Annotated in this window: 14 protein-coding genes and 1 tRNA gene; 10 read left to right on the top strand and 5 right to left on the bottom strand. The window is 72.2% G+C overall.

Annotated features, from left to right (window positions below; translation table 11 throughout):
- Nucleotides 1-3: 3 nt before the first annotated feature.
- Nucleotides 4-91, bottom strand: a tRNA-Leu gene (locus ACIQM4_RS30940).
- A 208-nt stretch (nt 92-299) separates the two neighbouring features.
- Here ACIQM4_RS30940 and ACIQM4_RS30935 point away from each other — a divergent pair.
- The 3 genes from ACIQM4_RS30935 (at nt 300) to ACIQM4_RS30925 (ending at nt 2,971) form a co-directional block, all read left to right on the top strand.
- Nucleotides 300-1,631: a M20/M25/M40 family metallo-hydrolase gene (locus ACIQM4_RS30935; RefSeq protein WP_401598364.1), complete on the top strand. Its 1,332-nt coding sequence runs from the start codon at nt 300-302 to the stop codon at nt 1,629-1,631.
- A gap of 167 nt (nt 1,632-1,798) precedes the next feature.
- Nucleotides 1,799-2,032 carry a chaplin ChpH gene (gene chpH / locus ACIQM4_RS30930; RefSeq protein WP_401598362.1) on the top strand — a complete coding sequence of 78 codons (234 nt, stop codon included), beginning with the start codon at nt 1,799-1,801 and terminating at the stop codon, nt 2,030-2,032.
- Between the two features lie 141 nt (nt 2,033-2,173).
- A complete protein-coding gene (locus tag ACIQM4_RS30925; RefSeq protein WP_401598360.1) occupies nt 2,174-2,971 on the top strand; it encodes a chaplin family protein in 798 nt (265 codons plus the stop codon).
- A gap of 119 nt (nt 2,972-3,090) precedes the next feature.
- Here the strand turns inward: ACIQM4_RS30925 and ACIQM4_RS30920 are convergent, their stop codons facing one another.
- Nucleotides 3,091-3,279 (bottom strand): DUF5703 family protein, encoded by a 189-nt coding sequence (locus ACIQM4_RS30920; RefSeq protein WP_030907692.1) that lies wholly within the window; start codon nt 3,277-3,279, stop codon nt 3,091-3,093.
- A 47-nt stretch (nt 3,280-3,326) separates the two neighbouring features.
- Here ACIQM4_RS30920 and ACIQM4_RS30915 point away from each other — a divergent pair, with 47 nt between their 5' ends.
- On the top strand, nt 3,327-3,974 hold the full coding sequence (locus ACIQM4_RS30915) for a hypothetical protein (RefSeq protein ID WP_401598358.1): 648 nt from the start codon (nt 3,327-3,329) through the stop codon (nt 3,972-3,974).
- A gap of 181 nt (nt 3,975-4,155) precedes the next feature.
- Here ACIQM4_RS30915 and ACIQM4_RS30910 read toward each other — a convergent pair whose 3' ends face one another.
- Complete coding sequence (locus ACIQM4_RS30910; RefSeq protein WP_401598357.1) at nt 4,156-6,642, bottom strand: helix-hairpin-helix domain-containing protein; 2,487 nt, start codon at nt 6,640-6,642, stop codon at nt 4,156-4,158.
- On the bottom strand, nt 6,639-7,622 hold the full coding sequence (locus ACIQM4_RS30905; protein ID WP_401598355.1) for an aldo/keto reductase: 984 nt from the start codon (nt 7,620-7,622) through the stop codon (nt 6,639-6,641). The genes ACIQM4_RS30910 and ACIQM4_RS30905 overlap by 4 nt, the downstream gene beginning before the upstream one ends.
- Nucleotides 7,623-7,751: 129 nt before the next feature.
- Between ACIQM4_RS30905 and ACIQM4_RS30900 the strand changes: the two genes are divergently transcribed.
- Nucleotides 7,752-8,801: an LLM class F420-dependent oxidoreductase gene (locus ACIQM4_RS30900; protein WP_401598353.1), complete on the top strand. Its 1,050-nt coding sequence runs from the start codon at nt 7,752-7,754 to the stop codon at nt 8,799-8,801.
- A 300-nt stretch (nt 8,802-9,101) separates the two neighbouring features.
- Nucleotides 9,102-9,884, top strand: coding sequence for a ferritin-like domain-containing protein (locus ACIQM4_RS30895; RefSeq protein WP_401598351.1), 783 nt, complete (start codon nt 9,102-9,104; stop codon nt 9,882-9,884).
- 73 nt (nt 9,885-9,957) lie between these two features.
- On the opposite strand, the gene corA is transcribed toward ACIQM4_RS30895, so the two are convergent.
- Nucleotides 9,958-10,950 (bottom strand): magnesium/cobalt transporter CorA, encoded by a 993-nt coding sequence (gene corA / locus ACIQM4_RS30890; RefSeq protein WP_401598349.1) that lies wholly within the window; start codon nt 10,948-10,950, stop codon nt 9,958-9,960.
- Between the two features lie 59 nt (nt 10,951-11,009).
- Between corA and ACIQM4_RS30885 the strand changes: the two genes are divergently transcribed.
- The 4 genes from ACIQM4_RS30885 (at nt 11,010) to mshC (ending at nt 14,572) form a co-directional block, all read left to right on the top strand.
- A complete protein-coding gene (locus ACIQM4_RS30885) occupies nt 11,010-11,705 on the top strand; it encodes a histidine phosphatase family protein (protein ID WP_401598347.1) in 696 nt (231 codons plus the stop codon).
- A 121-nt stretch (nt 11,706-11,826) separates the two neighbouring features.
- Nucleotides 11,827-12,417 carry a DUF3090 domain-containing protein gene (locus ACIQM4_RS30880; RefSeq protein WP_401598345.1) on the top strand — a complete coding sequence of 197 codons (591 nt, stop codon included), beginning with the start codon at nt 11,827-11,829 and terminating at the stop codon, nt 12,415-12,417.
- Nucleotides 12,381-13,226 (top strand): SCO1664 family protein, encoded by an 846-nt coding sequence (locus ACIQM4_RS30875; RefSeq protein WP_401598343.1) that lies wholly within the window; start codon nt 12,381-12,383, stop codon nt 13,224-13,226. Before ACIQM4_RS30880 ends, ACIQM4_RS30875 begins: the two co-directional genes overlap by 37 nt.
- A 116-nt stretch (nt 13,227-13,342) precedes the next feature.
- Nucleotides 13,343-14,572 (top strand): cysteine--1-D-myo-inosityl 2-amino-2-deoxy-alpha-D-glucopyranoside ligase, encoded by a 1,230-nt coding sequence (gene mshC, locus ACIQM4_RS30870; protein WP_401598341.1) that lies wholly within the window; start codon nt 13,343-13,345, stop codon nt 14,570-14,572.
- The last annotated feature ends 120 nt before the right edge of the window (nt 14,573-14,692 follow it).

The following is a 14,692-nucleotide window of genomic DNA, read 5'->3' as shown; positions in this document are numbered from 1 at the left end:
TCTTGGTGTCCGAGGGGGGACTTGAACCCCCACGCCCGATAAAGGGCACTAGCACCTCAAGCTAGCGCGTCTGCCATTCCGCCACCCGGACAAGGTGTCTGCCGTGTGCGGGACCGTGCTGTGCTGTCCCGTTCCGACGTGGAAAACAATACCAGGGGTTTCGAGTGCTCGATCACCACCCCTTTCGTCCCCTCCCACCTGCGTGAACGGCGCGTTGCGCGGGTGGGCCCCCCTTGGGCGGCGGGGCGGGGAGCGGGAGGATGAGGGGGACCACCAGCAACGCAGTGGGAGGAAGCAGCGTGAGCGAGTCGAACACGACCCGGGCAGTGAGCGGCGAGGACGAGGTCGTCGACCTCTGCCGGGACCTCATCCGCATCGACACCAGCAACTACGGCGACCACTCCGGGCCGGGGGAGCGCGAGGCCGCCGAGTACGTCGCGGAGAAGCTCGCCGAGGTCGGTCTCAAACCCAGGATCTTCGAATCCCACCCGGGCCGGGCCTCCACCGTGGCCCGCATCGAGGGCGAGGACCCGTCTCGGCCCGCGCTCCTGATCCACGGCCACACCGACGTGGTGCCGGCCAACGCCGAGGACTGGCGGCACGACCCGTTCTCCGGCGAGATCGCCGACGACTGTGTGTGGGGCCGCGGCGCGGTCGACATGAAGGACATGGACGCAATGACCCTCGCGGTCGTGCGCGACCGGCTGCGTAGCGGCCGCAAGCCCCCGCGCGACATCGTGCTGGCCTTCCTCGCCGACGAGGAGGCGGGCGGTACGTACGGCGCGCGGCACCTGGTCGACAACCACCCCGACCTCTTCGAGGGCGTGACGGAGGCCATCGGCGAGGTCGGCGGCTTCTCCTTCACGGTGAACGAGAACCTGCGCCTCTACCTGGTGGAGACCGCCCAGAAGGGCATGAACTGGATGCGGCTCACGGTGGACGGCACCGCGGGCCACGGCTCGATGACCAACAAGGACAACGCCATCACCGAGCTCTGCGAGGCGGTGGGGCGGCTCGGCCGCTACGAGTGGCCGGTGCGGGTCACCAAGACCGTACGGTCCTTCCTCGACGAGCTCTCCGACGCGCTCGGCACCGAGCTCGACCCGGAGAACATGGACGAGACCCTCGCCAAGCTCGGCGGCATCGCCAAGATGGTGGGCGCCACCCTGCGCAACTCGGCGGCCCCCACCATGCTCGACGCCGGCTACAAGGTGAACGTCATCCCCGGCCAGGCGAGCGCGAACGTCGACGGACGCTTCCTGCCCGGCTACGAGGAGGAGTTCCACGCCGACCTGGCCCGCATCCTCGGCCCCAAGGTCAGGATCGACGAGAGCCGTTCGCACCGCGACAAGGCGCTGGAGACCGACTTCGACGGTCACCTCGTGGACGCCATGCAGAGCGCCCTGCGCGCCGAGGACCCGATCGCCCGCGCCATTCCGTACATGCTCTCCGGAGGTACCGACGCCAAGCACTTCGACGACCTGGGTATCCGCTGCTTCGGCTTCGCGCCCCTGAAGCTGCCCCCGGAGCTGGACTTCGCGGGCATGTTCCACGGGGTGGACGAGCGGGTGCCGGTCGACGGGCTCAAGTTCGGCGCCCGGGTGCTGGACCGGTTCATCGACGGCTGCTGAGCCTCGATGCCGGCCGGGCAAACGCACCGCCGAAAGTATTCGTTCTCACGTGCTATGTGAATGAAAAGAGTGAATGGGGTGACGGGGTCGTAGCCCCACCGGTTTCTCTTCGTTACAGGTGTTGCGGTCCGCGGCTGGGATCGCACCTTTCAACTAGGAGGAACAAAATGATCAAGAAGGTCGTCGCTGCTGCGGCTGCTACGGGTGGCCTCGTTCTCGCCGGTGCGGGCATGGCCGTTGCCGACTCGGGTGCCCAGGGTGCTGCGCTCAACTCCCCTGGTGTCCTCTCGGGCAACGTCGTGCAGGCCCCGATCCACATCCCGGTGAACGTGTGTGGCAACACCGTCTCCGTGATCGGTCTCCTGAACCCCGCCTTCGGCAACCACTGCGTCAACCACTGACGTTGTGACACGACCCCCTGAGGGTCTGATTCCCGGGCGGCCCCGGAGTGCGCGCCATGCACTCCGGGGCCGCTCGGGATTTCTGTTCGTGGGCAACGATGCCCGCGGGCATTCCGGAAGGCAGAGGCAAGGGAAGATCCAATGCGTCAGGTCACCACAAAAGGTCTGATCACCATCGCGGCCGCCGGTGGCGTGCTCGCTCTGAGCGGCGGCGCTGCGCACGCCGACTCGGGTGCCGACGGGAACGCGTCGAACTCTCCGGGCGTCCTGTCCGGCAACTCGGTGCAGGTCCCGGTGCACGTCCCGGTCAACGCGTGCGGCAACAGCGTCAGCGTCGTCGGGGTTCTCAACCCGGCGTTCGGCAACGCCTGTGTCAACAAGTCGGAACCGGCCAAGAAGAGCCACCCGGACCGGTCCGGCCGGCCCGGCCACCCCGGCTCCGCGGCGCCGGGCACGGGCACACACACCCACACCGGTGGCGGCGCGTCCGCCCACGGCGACACCGGCAACTCGCCCGGTGTCGGCTCGGGCAACAACATCAAGGTGCCGGTGGACATCCCGGTGAACGCGTGCGGCAACAGCGTCAGCGTCGTCGGCCTGCTCAACCCGGTCTTCGGCAACGACTGCGACAACGAGCCGCAGCCCCCGCGCAAGCCGCACCAGCCGGGCAACCCCGGCGAGCCGCACACCCCCGGCGAGCCGCAGGAGCCGCCCACCCCGGGCAAGCCCCACACGCCCGCCGTTCCGCACACCCCGGCGGCCCCGCCCACCCGGGCGATCCCGAACGTCCCGCTGGCCCAGACCGTCGCCCAGCCCAAGGCCACCGAGACGCTGGCGCAGACCGGTGCCTCCGGTTCGCTCGGCACGGTGATCCCCGCCGGCGCCGGCCTGCTCCTCACGGGCGCCGTGCTCTACCGCCGGGCGCGCTCGGCGGCGTAACGACCGGTACCCGGCGGCCTCACACCCGTTCCGGACACAGCTGTACGCGAAGCGGGTCCCGTACGTGCGGGGCCCGCTCCGCGTGTGGTGCCGACGGGTTCACGCGCGCTCCGGCGCCCTCACCACGTGGCGCGCACCTGGCGGATGATCCGCCTGCGCAGCCGCACCCGGCGGCTCCCGTCGCGGTGCAGACTCAGTCGGTCCAGCTCCCAGTGTCCGTACTCGGCGTGGTCGGTCAGCAGACGGGTCGCGTCCTTGCGCGAGACTCCGCGCGGGACGTACACGTCGACAAATTCGTATTCCGGCATCGCATCTATTGTGCGGGCAGAGGTCGTCTACGGATAGCGTCTGCACTATGTCTGATGCCGCTCAGCCCACCACCGCTGCCGAGGTACGCGCCGCCGCCGAGGCGGTGAAGGCCGCGCTGGACCGCCACCTCGAAGCGGTCGAGCGCCGCTCCGGAGACGACGACCCCGCCGTTTACGACGCCTTCAACGAACTGGCGGCGGCCGCGGAGGACTACGACGAGCTGCTCTACGAGCGGTACGACGAGGTCACCCCCTTCGAGATCCCCAGCCCCGAGGACGCCGTACCCGCACACCAGGGGCCCGTCGACGCACTCAGTGTGCTGATCCGCCGCGACTACTCCGTCGCCCAGCCGCAGCGGCTCCTCGCCCAGGCCCAGCGGCTCGCCGACCTGGACCCGGACGCCGGGCCGCACGGGCTGCCCGTCGCCGCCGGAGTCGTCGGCAGCAGCGTGCAGGCCGCGCTGGGCATGCTCTTCGGCGAGTACGAACCGGACGAGGTGGCCTCCCGGCACAAGGAGTTCGGCCTGGAGGAGGGCGACTCCACCCTCTGGGTCGCCGCGGTGGAGGAACTGCCGGAGCCGGGGGAGTGGCTCAACTCCCCCTTCGAGAACGCCGACCAGCAGACCGTGGTGTGCCGCTTCGACGTCAGCTCGGTCTTCGACGACGACGAGATGGACGACCTCGAAGAGGTCTGACAACGCGACGGCACGGAGCGCGTCGCGGCAAAGGACCGGAGCGCGCCACGGCACGGGCCCGGAGCGCGCCGCGCCGCGGGTCGCGTGGCGTGGCACGCCGGGAGGGGTGCGGGCGGCCGTCGCCCGCACCCCTCCCGGGGCCGCCGTCGCCCGCGCCCTCCCGATGCGCCCGCGTGCTGCGTTACGCCATGTCCTCGGCAGGCGCCGGGCGCAGCAGCTCCGCCAGCCTGGTCGTGCGCGGCCGGGCCACCACCTCGGCCACCGCGCGCGGCAGTGCCTGGTCCACGCCGTGCACCACGGACAGATGCCGTTCGCCGCGGCCGAAAGCGGTGTACACCCACGGGCGGCTCAAGGCCTGCGCCGCGTCACCGGGCAGCACCACGACCACCGCGGGCCAGCGCATCCCGGCGGCCTGGTGCGCGGTCAGCGCCCACGCGTGCCGCACCGACGCCTCGACCTGTTCCTTCGGTACGACGACGGGCGTGCCGGAGCAGTCCAGGTGCAGACCGTCCGCGTCGGCGCCGCGCACCGTGCCCGGCACGGTCCGGCCCGGCACCGGGGCGTAGCCGATCCGGTCGCCGGGGTCGAAACCGCCGAAGCGGCCGGGGCCGGGGTTGAGGCGTTGCTTGAGTGCCGCGTTCAGCGCCCGGGTGCCCGCCGAGCCGCCGTGGCCCGGGGTGATCACCTGGGTCTGCCCGGCGTCGATCCCGAACGCGCGCGGCACCGAGTCCGCGACCAGCTGGACCGTACGGTGCACGGCCTCGCCCGCGTCGCGCACCGGCACGATCACCACTTCCTTGCCGGGCGCCGCGACCTGGTTCAGCTCGCCGATGCCGACACCGGACACCAGCTCGCCGATCGGGCCGGGATCGGGGGTGCGGGAGGCGACCTGCGGGCAGGCACGGGCGCTCAGCACGTCCACGAAGACCTGCCCCGCACCCGCGGAGGGCAGCACCCCGGGGTCGCCGCTGAGGACCAGCCTGGCCCCGTCGGGCAGCGCCTCGACGAGCACCGCACCGGTCTCCACGTCCACCTGGGGCGCGTCGAGCACCACGAGCAGGTCCAGGGCCAGGGCGCCCTCAGCGTCCCGGCCCGGCCCCTCGGTACCGGCCAGCAGACCGGAGAGGGTGACCGCGCGGGCGTCGTCGTCGGTGGCGTCCTGTGCGGCGCGGGCGTGCAGATCCGCGGCCAGCCGGTCCCGGCCGTCCGCACTGTGCGTGGCCGCGTACGCCCGCAGGCCGAGCCGGTGGGCGGCGGTCAGCAGCGCGGCCGGTTCGGCACGGGAGGCCTCGCCGCCCGTGTGGGCCACCAGGCCGTGACCCGACACCGCGCGCACCAGGTCCCCGGCGGAGCCCGGCAGCCGCTCCCACTCCCCGACGTCGGCCACGGGGGAGTTGACCAGCCGGGCGAGTCCCTCGGCCAGGCTCTCCTCCGCCATCGCGTACCGGTCGAGGCCGAGCAGTACGGGCGCGGGCCCGGACGCCTCGGTGGCCTCGTCCTGATCAGGGGCCGGCCCGGAGCCCGCGTCGTCGTCCGACGCGTACTCGCCCTCGTCCTCCTCCTCGGGCTCGGCGCCGTCCTGGAGGGCCAGCGCGACACCTTCGGCGACCGCGTGCGCCACCGCTTCGGCCGGGTCCGGCACGCCGAGACCGGCGAGCGCCTCGCAGATCTGCTCCGTCGCGACGGCCGTGTGCCCCTTGAGGGCGGCCCGCTCCAACAGCCAGCTGACGAGCGCAGCGCTCCGCCGCCCGTCGGCGGGGCCGCACTCCGCGCCGAGCAGGGCGCGGGCGAACCCGTCGGCCTGCTCGGGCAGCACCCCGGGGACGGACAGCAGCAGCCAGGGGTCCTCGCGCAATGCCTGGGGGGCCCGCTCGCCGAGCGTCCTGGCGACCGCGGGGCCCAGCGCCTCGGGGGCGCCACCGGCGGCCAGTACGGCCCGCACGTCCGCGACGGCCTGCGGCGCGACGGCTTGCGCGGAGGGCGTGGCCGGCGCGGGCGCGGCCTGTGCCGGTACGGCCCGGGGACCGGCCTCGGCGGCGGCCGGCGGCTCGGCACGCGGCGGTGCGGGCTCGGGGGCCGCCCCGAACGCGGCAGACGGCTTCGCGCCACCTTCCACGGCTCGTACGGCAGCAAGCAGATCGGCGGCGGTACCGCTCAGCTTGGCCCCGGCGGAGATGGCGGCCTTCTTCTCCGCCTTGCGCTGCTCGATCTTGGCCCGGAACTCCCGCTGCGCGGCCAACTCGGCCTCTGCCTCGGAGAGTTGCGGGGCGGTCGGGGTGTCTCCCGCGGAGACGTCCGCGTCGGGGGCCTCTGTGTCCGGGGCGTTCGTGTCCGAAGCGTCCGTGCCCGGGGTGTCTGGGTCCGGAGCGTCCGCGTCCGGGGTGTGTGCGTCCGGAGCGTCTGCGTCCGAAGCATCCGCGTCCGGCTCCTGGGCCCGGTCGTCCGCGGGGTCCGCGGGGTCCGCAGGGTCCGCATCGGAGGCTGGTGCCGTGTCCGTGTCCGTGTCCGTGTCCATCGTCTCCACCGTCCCGGTGTCGTGCTGTGCGCCCTGCCGGTGCGGCGGCGGCGCGGCGGCTGTGTCGTCGTCCGGTGTCCCGTCCACCGCCGTGACGGCGGTCTCGGGGTCGGCCGGGGGGACGGGGGTCTCCCCCCGGGGGTGCGCGGTCACAGCGTGCTCCAGTCCTGGTCGGGATAGCGGTGCACGGGCGCGGACACGTCGTCCAGCGCTCGGCAGATCTCGTCAGGAAGACTAAGCGCCTCCACTGACAACGCCGCCGCGAGCTGCTGCGCGTTGCGCGCCCCCACGATCGGCGCCACCACTCCCGGCCGGTCCCGCACCCACGCGAGCGCGACCTGGAGCGTGGTCGTCGCCAGGCCGTCGGCGGCGGTCGCGACCGCGTCCACGACACGTCCCGCCGCCTCGTCGAGGTACGGCGCGACGAAGGGGGCGAGATGTTCGGAGGCGCCGCGCGAGTCCGGCGGCGTCGAGCGGCGGTACTTGCCCGTCAGGACCCCCCTGCCGAGCGGGGACGAGGGCAGGAGACCGACCCCGAGATCCAGTGCGGCGGGCAGCACCTCGCGTTCCACGCCCCGCTGGAGCAGGGAGTACTCCATCTGCGTGCTGGCCAGCCGGGTCCGGGTGCCGGGCGCGGCCAACTGCCAGGTGGCCGCCTTCGCGAGCTGCCAGCCGCTGAAGTTGGAGACCCCGGCGTAGCGGGCCCGCCCGCTGGCCACCGCGATGTCGAGGGCCTGCAGCGTCTCGTCGAGCGGGGTGCCCGGGTCGAAGGCGTGCACCTGCCACACATCGACGTAGTCCGTCCCGAGGCGTTCCAGCGAGGCGTCGAGCGCCGCGAGCAGGTGCCCGCGCGAACAGTCGAAACGCCGGTCCGGATCCGGCACGCTGCCCGCCTTGGTGGCGATCACCAGCTCCCGGCGCGGCACCAGGGACTCCACGAGCTGCCCCAGTACGTACTCCGCGTCGCCGTCCCCGTACACGTCGGCGGTGTCGACGAGCGTGCCGCCCGCCTCCCAGAAGGTCTTCAACAGGTCGGCGGCGTCGTGTTCGCCCGTGTCCCGGCCCCAGGTGAGGGTGCCGAGACCGATTCTCGATACGCGCAGGCCCGTGCGGCCGAGGTGCCTCTGCTCCATGGCCGCGAGATTACTGGCCGTACGTCCGCGCGAAGGAGGCCTGTGGACAACCCGCCGCTGACGGATCGCCCCCACCCGCGCTAGGCTCCGCCGCACCAGCACGTTACTGATCAGTAAGAGGAGCGACGTATGCGGCTCGGGATCAACCTCGGCTACTGGGGTGCGGGCATGGACGGCGACAACCTCGCCGTCGCCAAGGAAGCGGACCGGCTCGGTTACTCGGTCTGCTGGGCCGCGGAGGCCTACGGCTCGGACGCACCCACCGTGCTCTCCTGGGTCGCGGCCCAGACCGAGCGCATCGACATCGGCTCCGCGATCATGCAGATCCCGGCCCGCCAGCCCGCGATGACGGCGATGACCGCGGCCACCCTCGACTCCCTCTCCGGCGGCCGTTTCAGGCTGGGCCTCGGCGTCTCGGGCCCGCAGGTCTCCGAGGGCTGGTACGGCGTGAAGTTCGACAAGCCGCTCGCCCGCACCCGCGAGTACGTGGAGATCGTCCGCAAGGCCATGTCCCGCGAGCGGCTCTCCTACGAGGGGCAGCACTGGACGCTGCCGCTGCCCGACGGCCCCGGCAAGCCCATCAAGCTCACCGTGCACCCCGAGCGCGAGACCATCCCGCTCTACATCGCCGCCATCGGCCCCAAGAACCTGGAGCAGACCGGCGAGATCGCCGACGGCGCGCTGCTCATCTTCCCCTCCGCCGAACACCTCGCGGAGACGGCGATCGCCCCGCTGCGGGCCGGCCGCGAGAAGGCCGGCAAGACCATGGAGGGCTTCGACGTCTGCCCGACGCTGCCGCTCGCCGTCGGCGACGACGTCCCGGCGCTGGCCGACATGTTCCGCCCGTACACCGCGCTGTACGTCGGCGGCATGGGCAGCCGCAAGCAGAACTTCTACAACAGCCTCGCCCGGCGGATGGGCTACGAGAAGGAGGCCGCCGAGATCCAGGACAAGTACCTGGCCGGCGACAAGGACGGCGCCGCGGCGGCCGTCCCGCACCAGCTGATCGACCAGACGACGCTGCTCGGCCCCGTCGGGCGCATCGCCGAGCGGATGCAGGCGTACGCCGCGGCCGGGGTCACCACGCTGACCCTGGCTCCCGCCGGCTTCACGCTCGACGAGCGGATCGCCGCACTGCGGGCAGGTACGGAGGCACTGGAGAGCGCGGGACTCGCGTAACCCTCGGCCGGGGGAAGGGACCCGCAACCGGCAAGAGGGGCAAAGCAGTTGAAGTCTGCGGCCGTGGTGGGGGCTCGGGGGTCTTCCCCGCCACGGCCGTCACGCAGAACAACGCTTGAGACGGCGGGGGGTTACGCCCCGATGAGGGATTGCACGCTCCTCCATGCGGGCGAACTGTCCGTCGTACCTGTTGCCTCCCGGTCCGGGCCGCACTTCACTCGACACATCGGGCGCGCCGCACCGAGCGCGGCCGGGTGCGGCACGGACAGGCGCCCGGACGGGCGTACGGAGGTGGCAGTGATGCTCTCTGCGCGGAGTATCTTCCAGGAGATCCTCGACAACGACGAGACGTTCCGGCTGTTCTGCTCGGTCGCCGCCAGCGGCGAGGCACAGGGCGGCTGGGAGAACGGGCGGATCGCCGCACTCGTCCCCGACACCATGCGTGACCTCGCACCGAAGATCACCCGGCACGGCGCCGACGAGGACAAGCACGGCCGCCTCTTCCGGGCCCTGTTGCGCAAACGCGACCTCACAGAGGTCGAGGTGCCCCTCGCGCTCGACTACACGCTCCTACTGGAACGCGCGGGCATCGGCCTGGCCCACAGCAAACTGCGCGCCGACGAAACCCTCACCGAGCAGGACATCGTCGTCTACCTCGCGCACAGCAGGGTCACCGAGCAGCGCGCCGCCGCCCAGATGGACATGCTGGTCACCTACTTCGGCGACCACCCCGAGGCGGGCCGCCCGATCCGGATGATCTGCCACGACGAGGAGAACCACCTCGCCTACTGCCACGAGGAGCTGCTGCGCCTCGCCGCCCTCGGCCACGGCCGCACCATCCAGCGGGTCCTGCGCGAGTGCGTGCGCGTGGAGATCGGCGTCTACCGGGACGTCAGCCTCGCCGTGATGGCACGGATGGGAACGATCCTGGGCTGGCCCGCGTACAAGTCCGCCCTGCTCGCCACGGGCATCCGTGCCATGTACCTGTACGAGAGGCTCGGCGGCTGGCGCAAGATGGTCACCCTCAGGATGCCGCAGCACCGAGGAGCGCTGAACGGGCCCGCCGTCGAGGAAATGGCCTGAGGACGGAACGGCCTCCCACCCGGGACGGGCCCGCGGGGAGGGAGCCGCCTGCGCGGGCAGGAGCCGCGGCCGGTCAGAGCCAGCCGCGCTTCTTGAACAGCCGGTACAGACCCACCTCGCACACCACCATGAACACCAGCACCCCGTAGTACGCCCACCCCCAGGTCAGCTCCGGCATGTTCTCGAAGTTCATGCCGTAGATGCCCGCGACCATCGTCGGCACGGCCGCCATCGCCGCCCACGCCGAGATCTTCCGCATGTCGTCGTTCTGCCGCACGCCCATCTGGGCGAGGTGCGCGGACAGGATGTCGGAGAGCAGCCGGTCCAGGCCCTCCACCTGCTCGTTCGCACGGGTCAGGTGATCGCTGACGTCCCGGAAGAACGGCTGTGCGTGGTCCTGCACGAACGGCAGACCCGGGCTGGACAGCCGCAGCATCGGCTGCGCCAGCGGCGCGCTCGCCCGGCGGAACTCCAGCACCTGCCGCTTGAAGGTGTAGATCCGGCCCGCGGTGCCCTTGGTGTCGCCGCCCTGCGGCGAGAAGACCTCCGCCTCCAGCTCCTCCATGTCGGTCGCCAGCTCCGCGGCCACCTCCAGGTAGTGGTCGACCACCGCGTCGCTCACCGCGTACAGCACCGACGTCGGGCCGTGCGCCAGCAGCTTCGGATCCGACTCCAGCCGCTTGCGTACGGCGGCCAGCGGCGCACCCTCGCCGTGCCGGACGGTCACCACGAACGAGTCGCCGACGAAGACCATCAGCTCGCCCGAGGACACCGTGTCGCTCTCCGGCTCGTACACGACCGGCTTCAGCACGGCGAACAGCGAGTCCTCGTACACCTCCAGCTTCGGCCGCTGGTGCGCGGACAGCGAGTCCTCCACGGCCAGCGGGTGCAGCCCGAACTCGGAGGTGACCAGATCGAACTCCTGCTCCGTCGGCTCGTGCAGACCGATCCACAGGAAGCGGTCCTGTGCGGAGCGCGCCTGGGCGAGCGCGTCGGAGAAGTCGGAAGGGCCCTCGGTACGGCGGCCCTCGCGGTAGATGGCGCAGTCGACGATCACGGCGTGCATTCTCCCCTCACCACAGGCCCCGCGCACCCCGGTGCGGCCGTCGGCCTAGGGTGGGAGGCATGGCCACGCTGATCCTCGTACGGCACGGACGTTCCACCGCCAACACCGCAGGGCTGCTCGCGGGAAGGACGCCCGGCGTCGCCCTCGACGAACGCGGCGCCGCGCAGGCCGCGGCGCTGCCGCAGCGGCTCGCGGACCTGCCTCTCGTGGCGGCCGTGAGCAGTCCGCTGCAGCGCTGCCGGGAGACCCTGCAGCCGCTCCTCGACGCCCGCCCCGGCCTGCCGCTGCACACCGAGGAGCGGATCAACGAGTGTGACTACGGCGAGTGGTCCGGGCGCAAGCTCGGCGAACTCTCCGACCACCCGCTCATGGAGGTCGTCCAGCGGCACGCGTCCGCGGCGGCCTTCCCCGGCGGGGAGTCGCTGCGCGCCATGCAGACACGCGCGGTGGAGGCGGTGCGCCACTGGAACGAGGTGATCGACGCCGAGCACGGCAGCGACGCCCGTTACGTCATGTGCTCCCACGGCGACATCATCAAGTCCCTCGTCGCGGACGCTCTCGGTATGCATCTCGACCTCTTCCAGCGCATTCACGTCGATCCGTGTTCCCTGACCGTGATCAGCTACACCAGGCTCCGGCCCTTTCTCGTCCGGCTCGGCGACACCGGCGACCTCTCGGGGCTCGCCCCGGCCGCCGCCCCGGACGGCAAGGACGACGGCGACGCGGCAGTCGGGGGCGGCGCCGGGGCGCCGTGATCGCCGTGCACAGTAGGGTGGTCGCGCCGTGAGCGGTTCCGTCGGACACCACCCCGTCGAAAGCCGCGCGGCCTTGTGACATCCGCCCTTCCCAGCCCCCCGAACCGATGGAGATCAGGACGTGTCCCGTCAGGTGTTCCTCTACGACCCGCCGGAGCGTTTCGTGGCCGGTACGGTCGGGCTGCCTGGCCGCCGTACCTTCTTCCTCCAGGCATCGGCGGCCGGTCGCGTCACCAGCGTCTCCCTGGAGAAGACCCAGGTGGAGGCGCTGGCCGAACGCATCGACGAACTGCTCGACGAGGTGGTGCGGCGCACCGGCGGAAACGCGCCGGTCCCCGCCGTGGCCCCCTCCGACGTGCACGACACCGCCCCTCTTGACGCGCCCGTCGAGGAGGAGTTCCGGGTCGGCACCATGGCCCTCGCCTGGGACGGTGACGACCAGCGCATGATCGTCGAGGCGCAGGCCCTGGTCGAACTCGAGGTCGACACCGACGAGGACCTCGCCGAGGCCGAGGAGCGGATGCTCCAGGACGAGGAGAACGGGCCGCCGATGCTCCGCGTGCGGCTCAGCGGGGCCCAGGCCAGGGCCTTCGCCAAGCGCGCCCTTGACGTCGTCAACGCGGGCCGCCCGCCGTGCCCGCTGTGCAGCCTGCCGCTCGACCCGGAGGGACACGTATGCCCGCGCCAGAACGGATACCGGCGGGGGCTGTGACACCGCCCTCGCCGTCCGACGCGCCCACCCTCCTGGCCAAGGGCGAACTCAAGGTGCTCGGCCAGGTCCGCGAGGCCTCCAACGCGGTGCTGTACTGCGAGATCTCGTACGAGGGCGAGAGCGCCCGGTGCGTGTACAAACCGGTGGCCGGCGAGCAGCCGCTCTGGGACTTCCCCGACGGCAACCTGGCGCGCCGCGAGGTCGCCTCGTACGAGATCTCCGAGGCCACCGGCTGGGGCCTGGTCCCGCCGACCGTGCTGCGCGACGGGCCGTACGGCGAGGGCATGTGCCAGCTGTGGATCGAAGCCCGCGAGGACGACGAGGACGGCGGCCTGCTCGCCCTCGTGGCGGACGAGGAGCCGGCGGAGGGCTGGAAACCGGTGGTCCTCGCGGAGGTCGCCGAGGGCCGCACCGCCCTGCTCGTGCACGCCGACGACGCTCGGCTGCGACGGCTCGCCGTACTCGACGCCGTGATCAACAACGGCGACCGCAAGGGCGGACACCTGCTGCCCGCGGACGACGGCCGCCTCTACGGCATCGACCACGGCGTCACCTTCCACGTCGACGACAAGCTGCGCACCCTGCTGTGGGGCTGGGCGGGGGAGCCGCTGCCCGCCGAGGCCGTCGACGTGCTGCGGCGGCTCGACGAGGACCTGCGCGAGAAGGCCCCGCTCGCCACCCGACTGGCCGAACTCGTCACGGCCGCGGAACTGGCGGCGCTGCGCCACCGGGTCACGGGGCTGCTCACCACGGGCGTGCACCCGTCGCCGAGCGGGGACTGGCCCGCGATCCCGTGGCCGCCGATCTGACCGGTCGTCCGCAGGGCTCCCCGGACCGCCCCCGCACCGACCGCGCAAGACGGCGTAATCGGTCAAGATCCCGGTCCGGGTCGTAACCGGAACATGCGTCCGGTTAGGCTCGTGGCATGCATGCCTGGCCCGCTTCTGAGGTCCCCGCCCTGCCTGGCAAGGGCCGCGACCTCCAGATCCACGACACCGCGACCAACGGGTTGATCACCCTCGACCCCGGTCCCGTCGCCCGTATCTACGTGTGCGGCATCACGCCGTACGACGCGACCCATATGGGGCACGCGGCGACCTACAACGCGTTCGACCTCGTCCAACGCGTGTGGCTCGACACCAAGAGGCAGGTCCACTACGTCCAGAACGTCACGGACGTCGACGACCCGCTCCTGGAACGCGCGATCCGCGACGGCGTCGACTGGACCGGCCTCGCCGAGCGCGAGACCGCACTCTTCCGCGAGGACATGACCGCCCTGCGGATGCTGCCCCCGCAGCAGTACGTAGGGGCCGTCGAAGCCATCCCCGGCATCGTGCCGCTCGTCGAACGGCTCCGTGACGCGGGCGCCGCGTACGAGCTGGAGGGCGACATCTACTTCTCCGTCGAGGCCGACCCACACTTCGGTGAGGTGTCCGGGCTCGACGCGGAGGCGATGCGGATCCTCTCCGCCGAGCGCGGCGGCGACCCCGAGCGGTCCGGCAAGAAGAACCCCCTCGACCCGATGCTGTGGATGGCCGCCCGGGACGGCGAGCCCAGCTGGGACGGCGCCTCGCTGGGCGCCGGACGCCCCGGCTGGCACATCGAGTGCGTGGCCATCGCCCTGGAACACCTCGGCATGGGCTTCGACGTCCAGGGCGGCGGCTCCGACCTGGCCTTCCCGCACCACGAGATGGGCGCTTCGCACGCACAGGCGCTGACCGGCGAGCACCCCTTCGCGAAGGCGTACGTGCACGCCGGCATGGTGGGGCTCGACGGCGAGAAGATGTCGAAGTCGAAGGGCAACCTGGTCTTCGTCTCGGCGCTGCGCCGCGACGGGGTGGACCCGGCGGCGATCCGGCTCGCCCTGCTCTCGCACCACTACCGCTCCGACTGGGAGTGGACCGATCAGGTCCTGGCGGACGCGGTGGCCCGGCTGGAGCGCTGGCGCGCGGCGGTGTCGCGGCCGGACGGACCGTCGGCGGACGGGGCGGTCGAGGAGATGCGCGAAGCGCTCGCGAACGACCTCGACGCGCCCTCCGCCCTGGCCGCGGTCGACCGCTGGGCCGAGCGGCAGGCCGGCGAGGGCGGCGCTGAGGAAGGCGCACCGGGCGTGATCTCGCGCGCGGTGGACGCGCTGCTGGGCGTCGCGCTCTGAGGTAGTGCCACAGGTGCTACGGGTGGGTGCTACGGGGCGGCGGTCGTAAGCGCGTGCCGTCGTGGCGGGCGGCCTGCACGCAGGCCGCCCCTCGCCCACCTTGCCTCCTCATGACGCGAG

The sequence above is a fragment of the Streptomyces sp. NPDC091272 genome, assembly GCF_044757485.1.
Lineage (GTDB): Bacteria > Actinomycetota > Actinomycetes > Streptomycetales > Streptomycetaceae > Streptomyces.
This window is presented reverse-complemented; position numbering and strand designations above follow the sequence as displayed.